Origin of the sequence: Actinoplanes sp. NPDC051494 (assembly GCF_044454705.1) — a bacterium.
Classification (GTDB): domain Bacteria; phylum Actinomycetota; class Actinomycetes; order Mycobacteriales; family Micromonosporaceae; genus Actinoplanes.
Window position 1 is genome coordinate 153014 of sequence record NZ_JBITDZ010000012.1, and the last position, 17407, is coordinate 170420.

16 protein-coding genes and 1 pseudogene are annotated in these 17407 nt (G+C 73.0%); 10 read left to right on the top strand and 7 right to left on the bottom strand.

Annotated features, from left to right (window positions below; genetic code table 11):
• Entirely contained in the window at positions 1–381 is a 381-nt protein-coding gene (locus ACIA6A_RS33660) for a RidA family protein (protein ID WP_396102011.1), read from the top strand.
• On the opposite strand, the gene ACIA6A_RS33665 is transcribed toward ACIA6A_RS33660, so the two are convergent.
• Positions 366–1523, bottom strand: coding sequence for an amino acid permease (locus ACIA6A_RS33665; RefSeq protein WP_396102012.1), 1158 nt, complete (start codon positions 1521–1523; stop codon positions 366–368). The genes ACIA6A_RS33660 and ACIA6A_RS33665 overlap by 16 nt on opposite strands.
• A gap of 101 nt (positions 1524–1624) precedes the next feature.
• Here ACIA6A_RS33665 and ACIA6A_RS33670 point away from each other — a divergent pair, with 101 nt between their 5' ends.
• The 3 genes and pseudogenes from ACIA6A_RS33670 to ACIA6A_RS33680 all read left to right on the top strand — a co-directional run bounded on the left by ACIA6A_RS33670 (position 1625) and on the right by ACIA6A_RS33680 (position 2399).
• Positions 1625–2101 carry an Lrp/AsnC family transcriptional regulator gene (locus ACIA6A_RS33670; protein WP_396102013.1) on the top strand — a complete coding sequence of 159 codons (477 nt, stop codon included), beginning with the start codon at positions 1625–1627 and terminating at the stop codon, positions 2099–2101.
• Positions 2102–2139: 38 nt separating this feature from the next.
• Positions 2140–2192, top strand: a pseudogene (locus tag ACIA6A_RS33675) (hypothetical protein); the annotation flags it as partial.
• A 51-nt stretch (positions 2193–2243) separates the two neighbouring features.
• Positions 2244–2399 (top strand): SAM-dependent methyltransferase, encoded by a 156-nt coding sequence (locus ACIA6A_RS33680; protein WP_396102136.1) that lies wholly within the window; start codon positions 2244–2246, stop codon positions 2397–2399.
• On the opposite strand, the gene ACIA6A_RS33685 is transcribed toward ACIA6A_RS33680, so the two are convergent.
• A complete protein-coding gene (locus tag ACIA6A_RS33685; protein ID WP_396102014.1) occupies positions 2400–3275 on the bottom strand; it encodes a hypothetical protein in 876 nt (291 codons plus the stop codon). It abuts the gene before it with no gap.
• 163 nt (positions 3276–3438) lie between these two features.
• Here ACIA6A_RS33685 and ACIA6A_RS33690 point away from each other — a divergent pair, with 163 nt between their 5' ends.
• The 6 genes from ACIA6A_RS33690 to ACIA6A_RS33715 all read left to right on the top strand — a co-directional run bounded on the left by ACIA6A_RS33690 (position 3439) and on the right by ACIA6A_RS33715 (position 8030).
• Positions 3439–3741 carry an urease subunit gamma gene (locus tag ACIA6A_RS33690; protein ID WP_396102015.1) on the top strand — a complete coding sequence of 101 codons (303 nt, stop codon included), beginning with the start codon at positions 3439–3441 and terminating at the stop codon, positions 3739–3741.
• Positions 3738–4118 carry an urease subunit beta gene (locus ACIA6A_RS33695; RefSeq protein WP_396102016.1) on the top strand — a complete coding sequence of 127 codons (381 nt, stop codon included), beginning with the start codon at positions 3738–3740 and terminating at the stop codon, positions 4116–4118. Before ACIA6A_RS33690 ends, ACIA6A_RS33695 begins: the two co-directional genes overlap by 4 nt.
• Positions 4115–5833: an urease subunit alpha gene (locus ACIA6A_RS33700; protein ID WP_396102017.1), complete on the top strand. Its 1719-nt coding sequence runs from the start codon at positions 4115–4117 to the stop codon at positions 5831–5833. Before ACIA6A_RS33695 ends, ACIA6A_RS33700 begins: the two co-directional genes overlap by 4 nt.
• Complete coding sequence (locus tag ACIA6A_RS33705) at positions 5833–6477, top strand: urease accessory protein UreF (protein WP_396102018.1); 645 nt, start codon at positions 5833–5835, stop codon at positions 6475–6477. The genes ACIA6A_RS33700 and ACIA6A_RS33705 overlap by 1 nt, the downstream gene beginning before the upstream one ends.
• On the top strand, positions 6467–7171 hold the full coding sequence (gene ureG / locus ACIA6A_RS33710) for an urease accessory protein UreG (protein ID WP_396102019.1): 705 nt from the start codon (positions 6467–6469) through the stop codon (positions 7169–7171). Before ACIA6A_RS33705 ends, ureG begins: the two co-directional genes overlap by 11 nt.
• A gap of 139 nt (positions 7172–7310) precedes the next feature.
• On the top strand, positions 7311–8030 hold the full coding sequence (locus ACIA6A_RS33715; RefSeq protein ID WP_396102020.1) for an urease accessory protein UreD: 720 nt from the start codon (positions 7311–7313) through the stop codon (positions 8028–8030).
• Positions 8031–8098: 68 nt separating this feature from the next.
• Here ACIA6A_RS33715 and ACIA6A_RS33720 read toward each other — a convergent pair whose 3' ends face one another.
• The 5 genes from ACIA6A_RS33720 to ACIA6A_RS33740 all read right to left on the bottom strand — a co-directional run bounded on the left by ACIA6A_RS33720 (position 8099) and on the right by ACIA6A_RS33740 (position 17378).
• The gene (locus tag ACIA6A_RS33720) at positions 8099–9001 is read right to left on the bottom strand and encodes a sigma-70 family RNA polymerase sigma factor (protein WP_396102021.1); all 903 of its coding nucleotides are present in this window, start codon (positions 8999–9001) and stop codon (positions 8099–8101) included.
• Between the two features lie 1201 nt (positions 9002–10202).
• On the bottom strand, positions 10203–10454 hold the full coding sequence (locus tag ACIA6A_RS33725) for a hypothetical protein (protein WP_396102022.1): 252 nt from the start codon (positions 10452–10454) through the stop codon (positions 10203–10205).
• 312 nt (positions 10455–10766) lie between these two features.
• Positions 10767–13346 (bottom strand): protein kinase, encoded by a 2580-nt coding sequence (locus tag ACIA6A_RS33730; protein ID WP_396102023.1) that lies wholly within the window; start codon positions 13344–13346, stop codon positions 10767–10769.
• 496 nt (positions 13347–13842) lie between these two features.
• The gene (gene cphA / locus ACIA6A_RS33735) at positions 13843–16566 is read right to left on the bottom strand and encodes a cyanophycin synthetase (protein ID WP_396102024.1); all 2724 of its coding nucleotides are present in this window, start codon (positions 16564–16566) and stop codon (positions 13843–13845) included.
• Positions 16563–17378: a cyanophycinase gene (locus tag ACIA6A_RS33740; protein ID WP_396102025.1), complete on the bottom strand. Its 816-nt coding sequence runs from the start codon at positions 17376–17378 to the stop codon at positions 16563–16565. The genes cphA and ACIA6A_RS33740 overlap by 4 nt, the downstream gene beginning before the upstream one ends.
• Between the last annotated feature and the right edge of the window lie 29 nt (positions 17379–17407).

Sequence of the window (17407 nt, forward strand, 5' to 3'; positions counted from 1 at the left end):
ATGCCGAAGCGTTCGATCATCACCGGCAAGGCCGCCCCGGCCGGTGGCCCGTACTCGCACGCCGTCGTCGCCGGCGACACCATTTATCTCGCCGGCGCGATCCCGGCCCGGCCCGACGGCACCCGGGTGACCGGCACGTTCGCCGAGCAGGCCCACGCCGCGTTCCAGAACCTGGCCGCGGTCGCCGAAGCCGCCGGGGCGAGCCTCGACCAGGCCGTCCGGGTCGGCGTCTACCTGCGCGACTTCGCCGACTTCGCCGAGCTCAACACGATCTACGCCGAATACATCAAGGGCGACCACCTTCCGGTACGGACGACGCTGCCGGTCGCGCTCGTCGGCTTCGACATCGAGATCGACGCGGTCCTCTACACCGGTGCGTGACGCTCCCCGTCGTGCGCCCTCCCCGGGGCGGCGCCTTCCCCGCCGCGGCCGGCGGTCCGCCTCATCAGGAACGCCGCCGCGGTGACCAGCGCGGCCGGGAGCACGGCCCAGCCGGCGAACGCCAGGACCACCGCCACCGCGACCGCCGCCACCGCCGCGACCGGCCGGACCCACCCGTGCAGCGCCCGGGCCGCCGAGACCATGCAGCCCAGGTAGACGACCAGGAAGAACGCGGTCGGCACGGTGACCGCCGACGCGACGGACACGGCGCCCGTACCGATGAGGGCCAGCAGCAGCACCTCGACCGCGACCATCGCGGCCATGAACGCGCCGGGCCGGCGGACCATCTGCATGCCGCCGGTCAGGTACGCGTTCGTGGTGCCCAGCGTCAGGATCACCGCACTGACCGCCGCGACCACCGGTCCCGCGCCGGCACCGAGGCCCAGCGACAGCAACGCGGAGATCGGCACGTCGCTGCCGGCGCCGTCCCCGAGCGCGGCCACGGTCACGGTCGCCAGTGCCAGGTAGATCACCGCGGTGATCACGAACGCGGCCCCGATCACCCGTGGCAGGTCCCGGCGCGGGTCCGCGAACGTTCCGGTCAGCGGTGCGATGGCCTCCCACCCCACGAACGAGAACATGAGGACGGTCGCCGCGGACCCGACCGCCGTCCACCCGTGCGGGGCGAACGGCGTCCAGTTGGCATCGGCGGAGTGCGGCGCCGCCCCGCCGATCGCGACCAGCAGCACCGCCGAGACCACCCCGGTGACCAGGTCACCGGCGCCGAGGAGGTCGCTGACATACCCGGCCCCCATGAAGCAGACCAGCGGCGCCCCGGTCCCGATCCCGGCGAGAAAGCACCAGCCCACCGCCCGGCCGGCCCGCTCCCCGAGCCCGAGCCGCACATACCCGGCCACGCCCCCGCTCTCCCTGCCGCTCCCCCTGGCGGGTGGGGTCCGGGCGGCTATGCCGAAAGCGGCGAAGACCAGGGCGATCAGGCCGGAGAGGGCGAGCAGGCCGGTCCAGGCCAGGATCGACGCCGGGCCGGCCAGGGCGGCCGCCAGGCCCGGCAGCACCAGCAGACCCGGGCCGAGCAGCGCGCCGACATAGAGCGCGATGCCCCGTGAAGCAGTGATTCGCATACCTGAGATGGTGGCCGAAACCGGCCCGCACGCGATGGCAAAGATTGCGCGATGGACCCACTCCCACGCAACGCTGTGCGGCCGTTCCGACAAGAGACGGCATGATGTTGCGCACGGATGCCATCGACCTCGCGATCCTCGACCGGCTGCAGATCGACGGGCGGATCGCCAACATCGATCTGGCCGACGCGGTCGGGCTCTCCCCCTCCGCCTGCCTGCGCCGGCTGCGCGCGCTGGAGGAGACCGGCATGATCGCCGGTTACCGCGCCGAACTGGACCGGGAACGCCTCGGCCTGGACCTCACGATCTTCGTCGAGCTCAAGGTCGAACGGCACTCGCAGGAGACCCAGCGGCGCGTCGAGAAGGCTCTCACCGCGATCCCGGCGGTGGTCGCCTGCCACGTCGTCTCGGGCACGGCCGATTTCATGATCGAGGTGGCGGCACCGTCGCTCGCCGCGTACGAACGGATCCTGATCGATCAGGTCCTGGTCATCCCCCGGATCGTGGACGCCCGGAGCACGTTCGCGATCCGCACGATCAAGACGCGCGGGCCGTTCCCGCTCGGACATCTCGCCTGAGTCTTCTCCGGGCCCGCGGTCCACGGTAGACAGATTTCATGAGTGACACCGGCATCCCGCAGTCGGCGCGGGTCTGGAACTACTGGCTCGGCGGCACCGACAACTTCCCGGCCGGCCGGCGGGCGCGCCGCTTTCCTACCACCTGCGCCGCCCCGACGAACTCGCCCGCTTCCTTGAAGGACTCGACGTCCTGGAGCCGGGCCTGGTCCCCTGTGCCCGCTGGCGTCCCCAGCCCGGCGCCGGCCCGGACGACCTGCGCGAGGTCGACGAGTACGCCGCGGTGGCGCGCAAGCCCTGATCAGGACAGCAGCGCGACCCAGCTCGCACTCGCCGCGCCGAGCTCCGCACGATGGTCGGCCACGAACTCCTCCAACCGCGGCGCGGCAGCGGCCATCGCGTGATCCTGGGCCGGCCGGCGGCAGGTCGTGTCCGCCGCCGCGGCCCGCTTCTCGAACTCGACCGCCGCGGCCCACGCCGGATCCTGCCGCAGCACGGCCCAGCCGGTGTCACCTCGCGGCATCCGGTCGTTCACCGTCCAGAAGATCTGGGAGAAGTCCTTCGCCTCGAACCCGGCCTCGCGCATGCACCCGGGATAACGGTCCAGTGCCGCCGCGACGACGGGCAGCTTCTCCACGCCCTCGAAGATCCGTTCCACTTCCAGACCCAACCTCATCGCGTACGGGGGCCGGTGCTCGAACATCTCGGGAAGTTCGCGCTGGCAGAGGCTGATGGCGATGCGCTCGTCGCGTTCCCGGGCGGCGGGCACCCGGATCGCCTCCTTCGCGGCGGCCCACCGATCGGCCGCCTCCAGGGAGTTGCGCGCGGCGGTGGCGATGCCGAAGTCCCCCGCGCCGAGGGGCGCGGTGCTGCTCAGGTCGCCGATGTTGAGTCCCTGCGGGCCACCGGCCGATCGCGGGGACGGCATCATGGCGTACGCGAAGCCTTTGCGTTCCATGCAGCTGGCCCTCGCTTGTTCCTGCCGGTCGACCGTGAGCTGTTCCGCCGCCAGCCGCTGCTCGGAGGTCCCCCGCAGAGCGACCATGATCTGGACGAACAGTTCGTGACCCCGGGCGGCCGGCGCCGGGGCGGCCACGGCGTCGCCGGTGTCGCAGCCGCCGGCGAGAGCGGCGACGACGGCCAGGACGCCACTGAGGATGATTCTCTGACGGTGCACGGTCTGCTCAACGAGGCTGCGGACCGGCCGGGCGTGAGTGGGCTCGGCGTGGCAGGCTGGGCCGGGCGGCCGGGCCGTGATGTGATCTTGATGGATGTTGACGGTGGGTAACACGTCGGAAACGTGGAGCTGCAAGCATCGCTCGCGATCAGGGGAGGTTCGTGTGTTCCTCAGCCAGCATGAGCAGGAACGGCTGCTCATCCACGTCGCGGCGGACGTCGCCCAGAAGCGGCGGGACCGGGGCCTGCGCCTCAACTATCCGGAAGCGACCGCGATCATCACCGCGTTCCTGCTGGAAGGCGCGCGGGACGGGCGGACCGTGGCCGACCTGATGGACGCCGGGCGGCGGGTGCTGACCCGCGGCGACGTCATGGACGGCGTACCCGAGATGCTGGTCGAGGTGCAGGTCGAGGCGACCTTCCCGGACGGCACCAAGCTCGTCACCGTGCACGGGCCGATCTCGTGATCCCCGGGGAGATCATCGCCGGCACCGGCGACATCGAGATCAACGCCGGGCTGCCGGTCACGAGCCTGACCGTGCGCAACACCGGCGACCGGCCGGTGCAGGTCGGGTCGCACTACCACTTCGCCGAGTCCAACGCGGCACTCGACTTCGACCGGGACGCCGCCTGGGGCCGGCGGCTCGCCGTGCCGGCCGGCACCTCCGTACGGTTCGAGCCGGGCATGCCCCGCGACGTGACCCTCGTACCCTTCACCGGCAATCGCATTGTGCCCGGCCTGCGCGGACTCGCCGGCGGACCGCTCGACCCCTCCCCCCGCCAGGACATCGAACCGGCCGGATCGCTCGACGAGGAACTGCCCGAGAACGGGAGCGCGCGGTGACCACACTGGACCGGGGCCGGTACGCCGCCCTGTACGGCCCGACCGCCGGCGACCGGATCCGGCTGGCCGACACGAACCTGCTGATCGAGATCGAGGAGGACCGCAGCGCCGGTCCGCGCCCCGGCGACGAGGTCGTGTTCGGTGGCGGCAAGGTGATCCGGGAGTCCATGGGACAGTCCCGCGCCACCCGCGCCGAGGGCACCCCGGACACCGTCATCACCGGCGCGGTGATCCTCGACCACTGGGGCATCATCAAGGCCGACGTCGGCATCCGCGACGGGCGCATCGTCGCCCTCGGCAAGGCCGGCAACCCCGACACGATGGACGGGGTGCATCCCGACCTGGTGATCGGCCCCGGCACCGAGATCATCGCCGGCAACGGCAAGATCCTCACCGCCGGCGCGATCGACAGCCACGTGCACCTGATCAGCCCGACCATCCTCGACACCGCGCTGGCCGGCGGCATCACCACCATCATCGGCGGCGGCACCGGCCCGGCCGAGGGCACCAAGGCCACCACGGTCACCCCGAACGCCTGGCACCTGGCCCGGATGCTCGAGGCGCTCGACCACTGGCCGATCAACGTGCTGCTGCTCGGCAAGGGCAACACCATGAGCGAGGAGTCGCTCTGGGAGCAGCTGCGCGGCGGGGCGGGTGGCTTCAAACTGCACGAGGACTGGGGTACGACGCCCGCGGTCATCGACGCGTCCCTCAAGGTGGCCGACGCGTCGGGGGTGCAGGTCGCCATCCACACCGACACGCTGAACGAGGCCGGGTTCGTCGAGGCGACCATCGCCGCGATCGCCGGGCGCTCGATCCACGCCTATCACACCGAGGGCGCCGGGGGCGGGCACGCTCCGGACATCATCACGGTGGCCGCGCTGCCGAACGTGCTGCCGTCGTCGACGAACCCGACCAGGCCGTACACGCGGAACACCCTCAGCGAGCACCTCGACATGCTGATGGTCTGCCACCACCTCAACTCCGCGGTCCCCGAGGACCTCGCGTTCGCCGAGAGCCGCATCCGGCCGTCCACGATGGCCGCCGAGGACCTGCTGCACGACCTCGGCGCGATCTCGATGATCGGCTCCGACTCGCAGGCCATGGGCCGCGTCGGTGAGGTCGTCATGCGCACCTGGCAGACCGCGCACGTCATGAAGGCCCGCCGCGGTGCCCTGCCCGGCGACGGCCCGGCCGACAACCTGCGGGCCCGCCGCTACGTCGCGAAGTACACGATCAACCCGGCGGTCGCGCACGGCATGGCGGCCCAGGTCGGCTCCGTCGAGCCCGGCAAGCTCGCCGACCTCGTGCTCTGGGACCCGGTCTTCTTCGGGGTCCGCCCGGCGCTGGTCATCAAGGGCGGCATGATCGCGTCCGCGCAGATGGGCGACGCCAACGCCTCGATCCCCACGCCCCAGCCGATGCTGCCGCGGCCCATGTTCGGCGCCTACGGCGTGGTCCCGGCCGCGACCTCGGTGGCGTTCGTCGCCGAGGCCGCCATCGACGCGCTGCTCGGCGACCGGATCGGGGTCCGGCGGGCCCTCGTCCCGGTCGGGAACACCCGGGGCGTCGGCAAGGCGGACATGCCGCTCAACGACGCGACCCCGCGCATCGAGGTCGACGCGGACACGTTCACCGTGCGCGTCGACGGCGAGGTCGTGGAGCCCGACCCGGTGACCGAGCTGCCCATGGCCCAGCGCTACCACCTGTTCTGATGTCCCTGGCCACGCTGCTGGTGCTCGCGGACGGGCGGTTGCCGTCCGGCGGGCACGCGCACTCCGGCGGGCTCGAGGCCGCGGTCTCGGCCGGCCGGGTCCGCGACGTCGCCGGGGTGGCGGATTTCCTGACCGGCAAGCTGAACACGTCCGGGCTGGTGGCGGCCGCGTTCGCCGCGGCGGCCTGCGCGGACCCCGGGCGCTGGGCCGAACTCGACGACGGACTCGACGCGCGGACACCCGCACCCGCGTTGCGCCGGGCGTCCCGGGCCCAGGGGCGGGCACTGCTGCGCGCGGGACGGGCCATGTGGACACTGTCGCCGATCGGTCGCGAACCCCACCAGCCGGTCGCGCTCGGTGTCCTGGCCTCGGCCGCCGGGCTCCGGCCCCTCGACGCGGCCGTGGCCTCGGCGCACGGCACCACCACCGGGGGTGCCAGCGCCGCGGTGCGGTTGCTGGGCCTGGACCCGTACCAGATGCATGCGGTCCTGGCCCGTCTCGCCCCCGCATGCGACCGGATCGCGGCCGACGCCGCGACCCGGATCAACGACCCGGCCGACGACCTGCCGGCCGCGGGAGCCCCCTTGCTCGACATCGGCGCCGAGCTGCACGCCACCTGGGAGGTGCGTCTCTTTGCATCCTGATGACCACACACACGGCCCCGAGGACGTCCCGCACACCCACCCCGACCCGGGCGTCGACCCGCACCCGGCGCTGTCCACCGGGCCGCGGGCGCTGCGCATCGGCATCGGCGGACCGGTCGGCTCCGGCAAGACCGCCCTGGTCGCGGCGCTGTGCCGGGCGCTCGGCGAGGAACTGCGGCTGGCCGTCGTGACCAACGACATCTACACCACCGAGGACGCCGACTTCCTGCTGCGCAACGGCGTGCTGCCGGCCGACCGGATCCGCGCGGTCGAGACCGGCTGCTGCCCGCACACCGCCATCCGCGACGACATCTCCGCCAACCTCGACGCGGTCGAGGACCTCGAGGCGGCGCTCGGCCCGCTGGACCTCGTACTGGTCGAGAGCGGCGGCGACAACCTCACGGCGACGTTCAGCAAGGGCCTGATCGACCAGCAGATCTTCGTCGTGGACGTGGCCGGCGGCGACAAGGTGCCCCGCAAGGGCGGCCCCGGCGTGACGGCCGCGGACCTGCTGGTCATCAACAAGACCGACCTCGCCCCGCTGGTCGGAGCGGACCTGTCGGTCATGGACCGCGACGCCCGAGCCCGCCGCGGCGACCTGCCCACGGTGTTCCAGTCCCTCACCGAGGACCGCAACGCCACGGCCGTCGCCGACTGGGTCCGCGCCCTGGTCGCGGCCCGCGTCCCCGCTTGATGCCCGTCCGCTCCCCCGCCTCCGTCGCCGCTTCGCCGCCGGCCACCGCCTCCGTAGCCGCTTCGCCGGCGGCCACCGTCTCCGTCGCCGCTTTGTCGGCGGCCACCGCCTCCGTCGCCGCTTTGTCGGCGGGGCTCCGGTGAGGGCCGGCGCTTGCGTCGTCGCCGAGGCGGACGGCCGGGGTGGCACCCGGGCCACTGTTCTGCGCGGGGAGTCACCGCTGCTGCTGCGCCGCACCGGCAGCCGCGGCGGTGACCTCACCGTCCACCTCGTCGGCGGTGCCGCCGGCCCGTTACGCGGCGACGACCTGCGCCTGGACATCGAGGTCGGGCCGGACGCCCACCTGACGATGCACAGCGTCGCCGCGCAGCTCGCCCTGCCCGGCCGCGCCGGCCTGCCGCCGTCCCGGATGCGGGTGCACGCCACGGTCGCGTCCGGTGGCACCCTGATCTGGGCGCCGGAACCCCTGATCGCGGCGGCCGGCTGCGACCACCACGCGATCACCACGGTCACCGTCGCCGACGGCGGCACCCTGCACTGGCGCGACGACCTCGTCTGCGGACGCCACGACGAACCCTCCGGCGACGTCCGGACCGAGATCACTATCCGGTACGCGGGCCGCACGCTCTATCGTCACGAGCTGGCGGTCGGCCCCTCGGCACCCGGATGGGCGGGCGCCGCCGTGCTCGGCGGTGGCCGGGCCGCCGGCACTCTCGTCCTGGCCGGCCCCGCGCTCCCGGCCCCCCGGCTCCTCGACGGCGAGGCCGCACTGATGCCCCTGGCCGGCCCCGGCATGCTCGCCAGCGCCGTCGGCCCCGACATCCGCGCGGTCGGCAAGGCACTCGACGCCGTCTACTGAAGAAGGGGCAGGTCCGTCTGCCGGACCTGCCCCCATCACCGTTTCCCTTCCCCAGGAAACGGACTTCCTCAGGCCGCGAACGCTATCGGCACGCCGTGCTCGTCGGTCAGCGCCAGCCGGGTCCGCAGGTTGCCCTGCTCCGCGACCCGGGCAAAGTACTCGTTGCGCCGGCGGTGCTGACACCCTTTACGGGTACGCGGGCCGCCCGCGGCCACCGTCAGCAACTCCGGGGCCAACGAGCTGTTCAGGCCCTCCCGCAGCAACCGCAGAGCCTCGGTCCGCAACTGCGAGATCCGGGACTCGGTGACACCCAGCTCGGCGGCAACCTCGCTGAGCGGCTGCTCCTGCAGGAAAGACTGGGTGACAACCAGCCGCAACCGCTCCGGCAGCGCCTGGATAGCCTGGTGCAGGTAGCCCAGCCGCTCCCGCTTGAGCAACAGATCCTCGGGCCCCTCGGACAACTCGGGCACCATCTCCTCGGCGGCCCCCGTCGGGAAACCCTGCAAACTGAGCAGGGCGGCCTTCTGGACGTCATCCTCGACGGAAGCCAGCTCCGCCACCCCGATCCCGAGCATCTCGGCGACCTCGGCCTCACTGGGGGTACGCCCCAGCGCCGCCGTCAACTCCTGCCGCGCCTGGGCGGTCCGGCGGGCCCGAGCCCGTACGGACCGGCTGGCCCAGTCCTGCCCCCGCAACTCGTCGAGGAGCGCACCCCGGATCCGCACGGCGGCGAACCGGTGGAACGGAATCCCCCGGCTGACGTCGAAAGAACGCGCGGCACCGAGGAGCGCGGCGAAACCCGCGGACGAAAGATCGTCCGAGTGCACATGGCCGGGAACCCGATTGAGCAACTCCCGCACCAGATGGCCAACCATCGGCATATTTTCGCGGACAAGGTCCTCGATATCACGCGCGGACGGCGCGTCGTGGGTGATGCCGACGGTGGCGGGGAGTTCGGTCGTGATTGTCACGGAGTCCTCCTCGCTCGTACTGCGGCCGGCAACTGAACCGGCCGCTGAGGAAGACATTCGCGCTCGCCGGGTGCAGCGGCGGGGGAACTCGGTTGCTTTTATGGAGTTTTTTCAGAAAAAAACTCAGGTAAAGGACCACCGTCCCGCACGCACAACCCCCACCAGAAACGACGCCGTGGTAATGCCCGGACACCATGCCCACCCGGCCCCACACCTCCAGCCGACCCGGCCCACTCGTTCCCCACAGCCCCACCGGACAAGCATCCCGGCCACCGCCCCGGGCCGCCCGGCAAACAGTGAGCCCGCACAGGTAGGCAGCCTGGCAACCAGCAGGCGGGCACAGGCGGACAAACAACGGCGGGCGGACAAACAACGGCGGGCGGGCAACCAGCGGTGGGAAGCGGCGGCACGCGGCGGGCGACGGCGGCACGCGGCGGGCGGCGGGAAGCGGGAAGCGGGAAGCGGGCGGACGGCGGCACGCGGCGGGCGGCGGGACGGGACAGCCTGCGGCGGGAAGCGGGAAGCGGGCGGACGGCGGCACGCGGCGGGCGGCGGGACGGGACAGCCTGCGGCGGGAAGCGGGAAGCGGGAAGCGGGCGGACGGCGGCATGCGGCACGCGGAAGGCGGAAGGCGGCAGCACGGAGGCGGCAGGCGGAAGACCGGCGGGCGGACGGCGGCAAGCAGGCGGGCGGCGGCTGCGCGCGGGCGGCGGCCGCAGTAGGAGGCGGGTCGGGGGTGGCCAGCAGGCGGGCAGCGGTAGGTAAACGGCGACCGGGCGGGCGACCCGCGACCGACAGCAGGCACCGGGGCAGGCGACGGGCGGCGGGCGGCGCCGAATGGCGGGTGGCGGCGGGAAGCAGGCGGGCATCACGCCGTTCCCAGCGGGCGGCGACAGGCGGCAGCTCAGGCCGTGTGACGGACGGCCTTGTGCTGGGCGGCCTTGTGCTGGGCTCGGGGCTGACCCCGCATCGGACTACGGCAGGGGCCCTGAGGGCGGGCTGTCGAGCCGCGTCAGCGTGGCTCGGCCGAGGATGACCGGCCTGCCCGCTCGCCGGCGGACCCGTGCCGGCCTGAGACCACAGGTTGACCACCTGGCGACCGCGCAGCCTGATCATGGATCTCGGCCGGCCCGCGACCGGTCAACCTGCTCGATTCGGCCGACCGGCGGACGCGATTTCTGACCGAGCGATGGTGGGGCGGTCAGCTGGCGTAGTGCGGCGTGCGGTGGGCCGCGCCGCGGAGTTCAGTGCGGACCCAGCTCATGCGGCGGACCGCTGACTCCGGGTGGTCACCGAATTCCTCGGCGACCGATGCCGCGCAGCCGTCGCTGCCGTGCCGGAGGATCATCTCCGTCACCGTCTCCTCGACCGTCTCGCGGCTGGGGCATTGCGAAGGCTGCAGGTGGGAGACGAACAACGCCTCCGCTGCGAGTTCCTGCACTGTGCTGATCATGTCGGACTCCCCGATGTGCGACCTCTTGCTCAGGTTCCAGCTAACGCTCAAGCCGGTGCTGACGGGAACCGCTCAGGTTGCAGACCGGTATCAACCATCTTCCTCATGCGCGTCACGCCGGCCCGCAGGCACGCCGATACGGTTCGCACCGTTTTTCGGCTCAGGTCTCGTCGGACGGCCACCCGGGGTCGACTCGGGCGGCGCGTCCGCACCGGGATCGAAAGTGCCGGCGGGCGGGAACAGTTCCGACTGTAACGCGCTCCCCGAGTGACCGACCAGCACTCCGGTCGGCCACTCGTACGCCGTACCGGATCAGCCGGTTCCGCCGGGCGGCGGGACCGCCGGGGCGCCGTCGGTGTCCTCGTCGTCGGTGTCGCCGCTGTCGGAGTCGTCGGTGTCGAAGGACGGCGGCGGCGAGGGCGACTCGCTCTCGTCGGTGCCGGTCACCGGTTCGGAGGACTTCGGCGGCGGCGAGGGGTCGATCGACGTGCCCGTGGAGGCGCTCGACGACGTGTCGTCCGACGGGTCCGGGGATTCGTCCGGGCCGTTCGGGACCGTCACCGGGACGGTGGTGGTGGTCGGCCGCCCGTTGGTCGGGGTGGTGCCGGTGACCGGGTCGTCCGTGGTCACCGGGACCGGGACCACCACGCCGCCCGGGGCGATGGAGATGCCCGGGATCGGGGTGTCCTTCGAGGGTACGGGCCCGAGCCGGACCGTACCGTTGCTCAGGTGTTCCACCGGGCGCGACGGGTCTCCCGGCTTCGGGGAAACGTAGGTGTCGCAGGCCTGGCCGTCCAGCTCGAACACCATCGGGGCCGCGTTGCTCAGGTCGTAGCGGCCGGTGAACTGCATGGTGGTGGACGCCTGCGGGCTCAGCGTGGTGTTCGAGTTGACCGTCACCTGGCGGGCCTGCTGGTCGAGCTGGAGTTTGCCGTTGCCGGAGACGACCTGGTCGCCGGGCATGAGGAACCAGAGTTTCCAGTTCGCGACCGCTCTGACGTCCCGGTTGGCGATGGTGACGGCGGCTTTGAAACGGTCGCCGTCGTCGGACCAGACCGCGTAGCTGACCACGCACTTGTTGCCGGGCGGCTGGGGGGCGATCGCGTTGGAGAGGACGCCGTCCTTGGGAGGTTCGCTGGTGAAATTGCCGAACGCCCAGGCCAGGACCCCGGCACCGAGCACCGCGCCGGCCACCGCGAGGATCCGCCGGCGGTGGACGACGCTGATCCTGCGCAGGGGTGGGACCCGCTGGGGTGCGATCGGGCCCGGCCGCCTGGTGGGTACGGGTCCGGGCTGCACGGTGGCGCTCTCGGGGCGCGACGACAGACCGGCCGCGAGAGCGGGATCGCCGAACGCGGGTCGCAGTGCCGGGCCGCGTCCGCCACGGTCCGGACGGCCGCCGCGGTCTTGATCAGCGCAGTGGTCCGGACGGCCGCCGCTGTGTTGATCAGCGGAGTGCTCCGGACGACCGTCGCCGAGCGGATCGGCGGGGTCGTCGTAGCCGGGCGTGGGCTCGAGGAAGGACCCCGGGGGTGGCATCGGGGGCGCGGCCGGCGAGCTCGGTGCGGATGTCGACGGCGGCATCGGCCCGAAGCGACTGTTGCGCGGAGCACGCTGCGCTGGCGCGGAGGACGGACCGTACGGCGGAGCGGAGGACGAGCCGGACGGGGCTGACGCCAGACCGGACGACGGGGCCGCCGACGGGACGGAGAGCGAGGCGGCCGGTGAGGTGGACAGCGGGAGGGCCGGCACGTGCTGGGCCGGGATCCCGGAGGCCGGCGCGAGCGGGGTGTCCCCGGCCCGGCCCTGAGCCCCGGCACCCGACGCCGCAGCGCCAACAGCACCGGGACCAGCGTCAAGAGCACCGGGAGCAGCGTCGAGAGCACCGGGAGCAGCGCCGGGGACCGAGGCCCGGCCGCGGTCGTGGGGAGCTGCCGCCGGCAGGCCGGGGCGGAAGCGGCCCGGGCCGCCGGTGTAGGGCTGGGACGGCAGGATGGTGGTGTCCTCGCCGGCCTCGGCCCAGTCCGGGACGAAGGCGCGCGAGGCCGGCACACCCGCGGAGACCGTGCCGAGCACGTGGGCGAGTTCGGCGCAGGACGGCCGGTCGGAGGGGCGTTTCTGCAGGCAGCGAGCGATCAGGGTGGCCACCGCGCTGGGCAGGCCGTCGACCGGTGGCAGCGGCTCGGGTTCGGTGTACTGATGGGCGCGCAGCAACGCGGTCGTCGTGCCCACGTCCCAGGGGAGCTGCCCGATCAGGGTGCGGTAGATCAGCAGGCCCACCGCGTACACATCGGTTGCCGGGCTGACCTGACCGCCCTCGAGGCGTTCCGGGGCGAGGTAGGCCGGGGTGCCGAGCAGGCTGCCGTCGGGGTCGATGTCATTCTCGCCGATGAGGGCGGAGATACCGAAGTCGACGACCTTGGCGCCGCCGGGGGTGAGCATGACGTTGGCCGGGGTGACGTCGCGGTGCACGATGCCGCGGGCGTGGGCCGCGGCCAGCGCGGCGGCCACCTCGGCGGCGATGCGGACGGCGGCGTCCCAGGGCAGGCGCCGGGACCGGGCGAGGACGGCGGCCAGCGATTCGCCGTCGACGAGCTCCATGACGACGTACGGGACGGGTTCACCGTCGACGGTGATCGCTTCGCCGTAGTCGTACACATTGGTGATGTTCGGGTGGCTGAGTCGCGCGGCGGCCTGGGCCTCGGCCCGCAGCCGCCGCCGGAAGGACGGGTCGGCGCTCGTGGACGGGGGCAGCACCTTGACCGCCACCTGCCGTCCGAGGACCTCGTCGAACCCTCGCCACACCACTGACATCCCGCCGGCGCCGAGCCGCTCGACCAACCGGTAGCGATTGGCCAGCAGGCTCGAGCCGGGCAGGTCCGTCGTGCTCATGTGCCCCCACATGCGCGATCGGATGGAACACCGGGATCACACCGCCATGCGTCCCGATGCCGGGGTTCGCCTGCGATCCGTGACCGGACCGGGCGTTCCCCATCGACGGCCAGGATGTTAGCCGACTTTCGGTCTACCGCTCGACTCCTCTGCGTGCGGAATGACCTGCGACTGGTCACCGTCCGTTTCCTGGCGTGCGCCCGCGGTGCGTGCCCGGCCGTTGTGGAGAAAGTCCTGGTCAGAGCTGTATAGACAGTCATAGGAAACAGCCAACGCGGCTTTTGAGTGCTTTGCCGGTACTTGCGGGTATCACGGCGAAGAAGGGCCATCTACATGGGAATCTGCACGTGCAGCGACGCATGCATCACCCAGGGATCAAAATAGAGAAACCTTCAAGTACGCGCGTACGGTTGCTTGCTCCCCGGCAATGACCTGCGGCACCCCACCTGATCGGGTGAAAATCGCACGCCGATCATGCCTTGTTGCGGATCGTGACTCACCGATGGGGCAATTCACCCAGAAGAGTGCACTCACGACGCCCCGCAGCGGGATGCCGCCCCGGCACCACGATCGGCGCCTGGGCCGCCGGGATCGCTCCGAGCGACTCGAGGTGACGCAGCATCGGCGTGAGGTTCTCGTAGAGCACGAGCACCACGTCGCCCGGCGCGGCCATCGTGAGCGCCTCGGCCACGGCGTCGCGGTAGCCGCCGGCCCGGACCGGGCGCAGACCCGGTCGCCGGCCGCGCATCTCCCGCTCCACGAGCGCGCTCACCTCCCCCGGTTCCCGGCCCCGGAGGTCCTCGTCGTCGTGCAGCACCGCCCGGGTCACCCCGTCGGCCAGCACCTGGGCGCAGGCCGCGAGCAGGTCGTCGCGGCGGTCACCGGGCAGTGTCACCAGCGCCACGCAGCGGTCCGGGCCGTACAGGCGGTGCAACGTACGCAGCACCGCCGCCAGCGCCGCCGGATTGTGCGCATAGTCGACGAAGAGCGTGACCTCGCCGAGCCGCAGCGCCGTCCCGCGCCCGGGGTTGTGCACCCGCGGCTCGAACTCGGTCAGGCGCGTGGTCGCCACGTCCGCCGGGGTGCCCATCACCCGGGCCGCCGCCAGCGCCGCGAGCGCGTTGGCCGTCACGTACGGAGCCGCCCCGCCGTACGCCCCGGGCAGATCGGTGACCCGCAGCAGCGGCGTGCGCCGGGCCCCGGTCGCCTGCACGAGCCACCCGTCGTCCTGCACGTACGCCGTCCCGCCCCGGGCCAGGTGCGCGGCGACCACCGGCTGCCCCGGGTCGGCGCCGAACCAGATCACCCGTTTGCGGTCGGCGCGCACCCGCGGGCGGTCGGGCAGGCTGCGTACCCACGGGTCGTCGGCGTTGAGCACGAGCGTGCCGCCGTCCTTGACCCGTTCGGCGACCAGGGCCTTGACGTGCGCGATGTCCTCGATGGAGGACAGCCCGTCCTGCCCGAGGTGGTCCACGGTGATGTTGGTGATGACGCCGACGTCGGTCCAGTCGTAACCGAGGCCGCGGCGCAGCAGGCCGCCGCGCGCGGTCTCCAGGACGGCCGCCTGCACGCCCGGGTCACCGAGGACCATCTGCGCGGAGCGGGGGCCGGTGGCGTCGGCGCGGAACACCGTACGGCCGTCGATGCTCACCCCGTCGGTGGTGGTCAGCCCGACCCGGACGCCGGTGCCGGCCAGCATGAACGCCGCCATCCGGGCGACCGTCGTCTTGCCGTTGGTGCCGGTCACCGCGCAGACCGGGATGCGCCCGTCGGAGCCGCCGGGGAACATCGCGCGCACGATCGCGTCGCCGACGTCACGGGACCGGCCGCGCACCGGTGAGAGGTGCATCCGCAGGCCGGGCACCGCGTTCACCTCGATCACCCCGGCGGTGTCCGCGTCGAGCCCGACCGGCTCGGCGATGTCCGGCAGCCGCAGGTCGATCCCGACGATGTCGAGGCCGACGATCCCCGCGACGCGCAGGCAGAGGCGGGTCACGTCGGGGTGCACCCGGTCGGTGACGTCGTATCCCGTACCCCCGGTGGAGAGGTTGGCGTTGTCCCGCAGCCAGACCTGGCGGCCCTCGGCGGGCACCGCGCCGGCGTCCAGGCCCTGACGCGCCAGCACCGCCCCGGCGGTCGCGTCGAGCGCGATCCGGGTCAGCGCCCGGGAGTGACCGGTGCCCCGGCGCGGGTCGGCGTTGGTCGCCGCGACCAGCTGTTCCACGGTGCTCAGCCCGTCACCCAGCACGTGCGCGGGGACCCGTTCGGCGGCGGCCACCACCTCGCCGGCCACGACCAGCACGCGATAGTCGCGGCCGGGCAGTTGCCGTTCCACCACCACGTCCCCGCCGGCCGCCGCGAAGGCTTCGACCACTTCTTCCTCGGTACGCACATTGAGCGCGACGTTCTCCCCCTGCCGGCCGTGCCGGGGCTTCACGACCACCGGCGCGCCCAGTTCGGTGAGCAGCCGCACGGCGTCCTCCACCCGGCCGGCGGCCTCCCCGGCGGCGACCGGGACGCCCGCGTCGGCCAGCAACCGGCGGGTGACCTGCTTGTCGCCGGCCACGTCGATACCGACCGCGCTGGTCCGGTCGGTCATCGCGGCCCAGGCCAGCCGGCGGCGGGTGCCCCAGCCCAGCCGCAGCAGGCTGAGGTCGTCGTAGCGTTCGACCGGGATGCCGCGCCGCCGGGCCGCCGCGATGATCGACGAGGTGCTGGGGCCGGTGGCCTCCCGTTCGGCCACCTCGGCCAGGCCGGCCAGCCGCCGCCCGACCTCGGCGCCGGTGACCACCGCGCCGCCCGCGACGTCGGTGACCAGCTCGATCGCGGCCTCCAGCAGCCGGGCCGGCACGGTGGAGCCGGGTGACTCGTCCACCGGGCACTCGACGGTCAGGTCGTACACCCCGGGTTCGCCGGTCGTGACCGTGCGCCCGAAGCTGATGTCGCGGCCGATGCGCTGCGACAGCTCGATGGTGACGTGCTCGGTGACGTGCCCGAAATAGGTGCCGCCCCGCATCCGGCTGACGAACCCGCCCGGCGCCCCGGCCGCGCAGTGGTGCTCGGTGAGGCCGGGCAACGCGCGCAGCAGACGTTCGGTGAATCCGGCGAGGTCGCTGGTCTCCTGTCCGGCGAGGTCGTCCAGCCGGAGCCGGGCCACGACCGCGGGCCGGGACAGGTGGACGTTGGGGCCGCGCAGTCGGCGCAGGTTCAGGATCTTCACGCGGCATGTCCCCGTTCTGCTGCGGCCCCGGCCAGGGCTGGTCGCCGGCCGGTGAGCTCGAATGCGCTGCCCGCGCTCAGCACGTGCAGGCGCGCGCCGGCGAGCGAGATCGGGCCCTCGTCCGGCACCCGGATGTCGGTGGCGGCGCCGGCGTCCACGACGGTGACCGTGCCGGAGCCGAGCACCTCGAAGCGGTCGCCGTCGGACAGGATCGCGGTGTCCTCGTCGATGCCGAGGCCCAGTTCGTGGGGGTACAACGCGACCGCGCTGAGCAGCCGGTTGAGCCGGCCCCGCTCGGCGAAGTGCATGTCGATGAGCACCCCGGGCAGGAATTCCAGGCCCGGTCCGGTGCGCACGCTGGCCCGCCCGACGCCGGGTGCGGACCCGCCCAGGATCATGGTCCCGGACATCATCGCGGCACCGGCGCTGGTGCCACCGAGGACGGTCCGGCCCTCGCGCACGAGCCGCTGCAGCGCCGAGTCGGCCAGCGTGCCGCCGAGGACCGTGGTGATCCGCTGCTGGTCGCCGCCGGTGAAGAACACCCCGGTCGCCGGCGCGAGCGCGTGCACGACCGCCGGGTCGTTGGCCTGTCCGCGGTCGGCGATGCGCAGGCCACGGGCGTGGCGCGCGCCGAAACGGGTGAACAGCGCGGTGTACTCGGCCTCCAGGCTCGCCGGTTCGCCGCTGGCGGTGGCGATGACCACGATGTCAGCGCGCGGTCCACCGGCGAGGTCGACGAAGCGGCGCAGGATGGCCGTCCCGCCCGGACGGTCGCGTTCGGCGCCGCCGATGACCAGCAGTCGGGACGTCACGCCGCACCTCCTGCCGGGTCCGCCGCGCG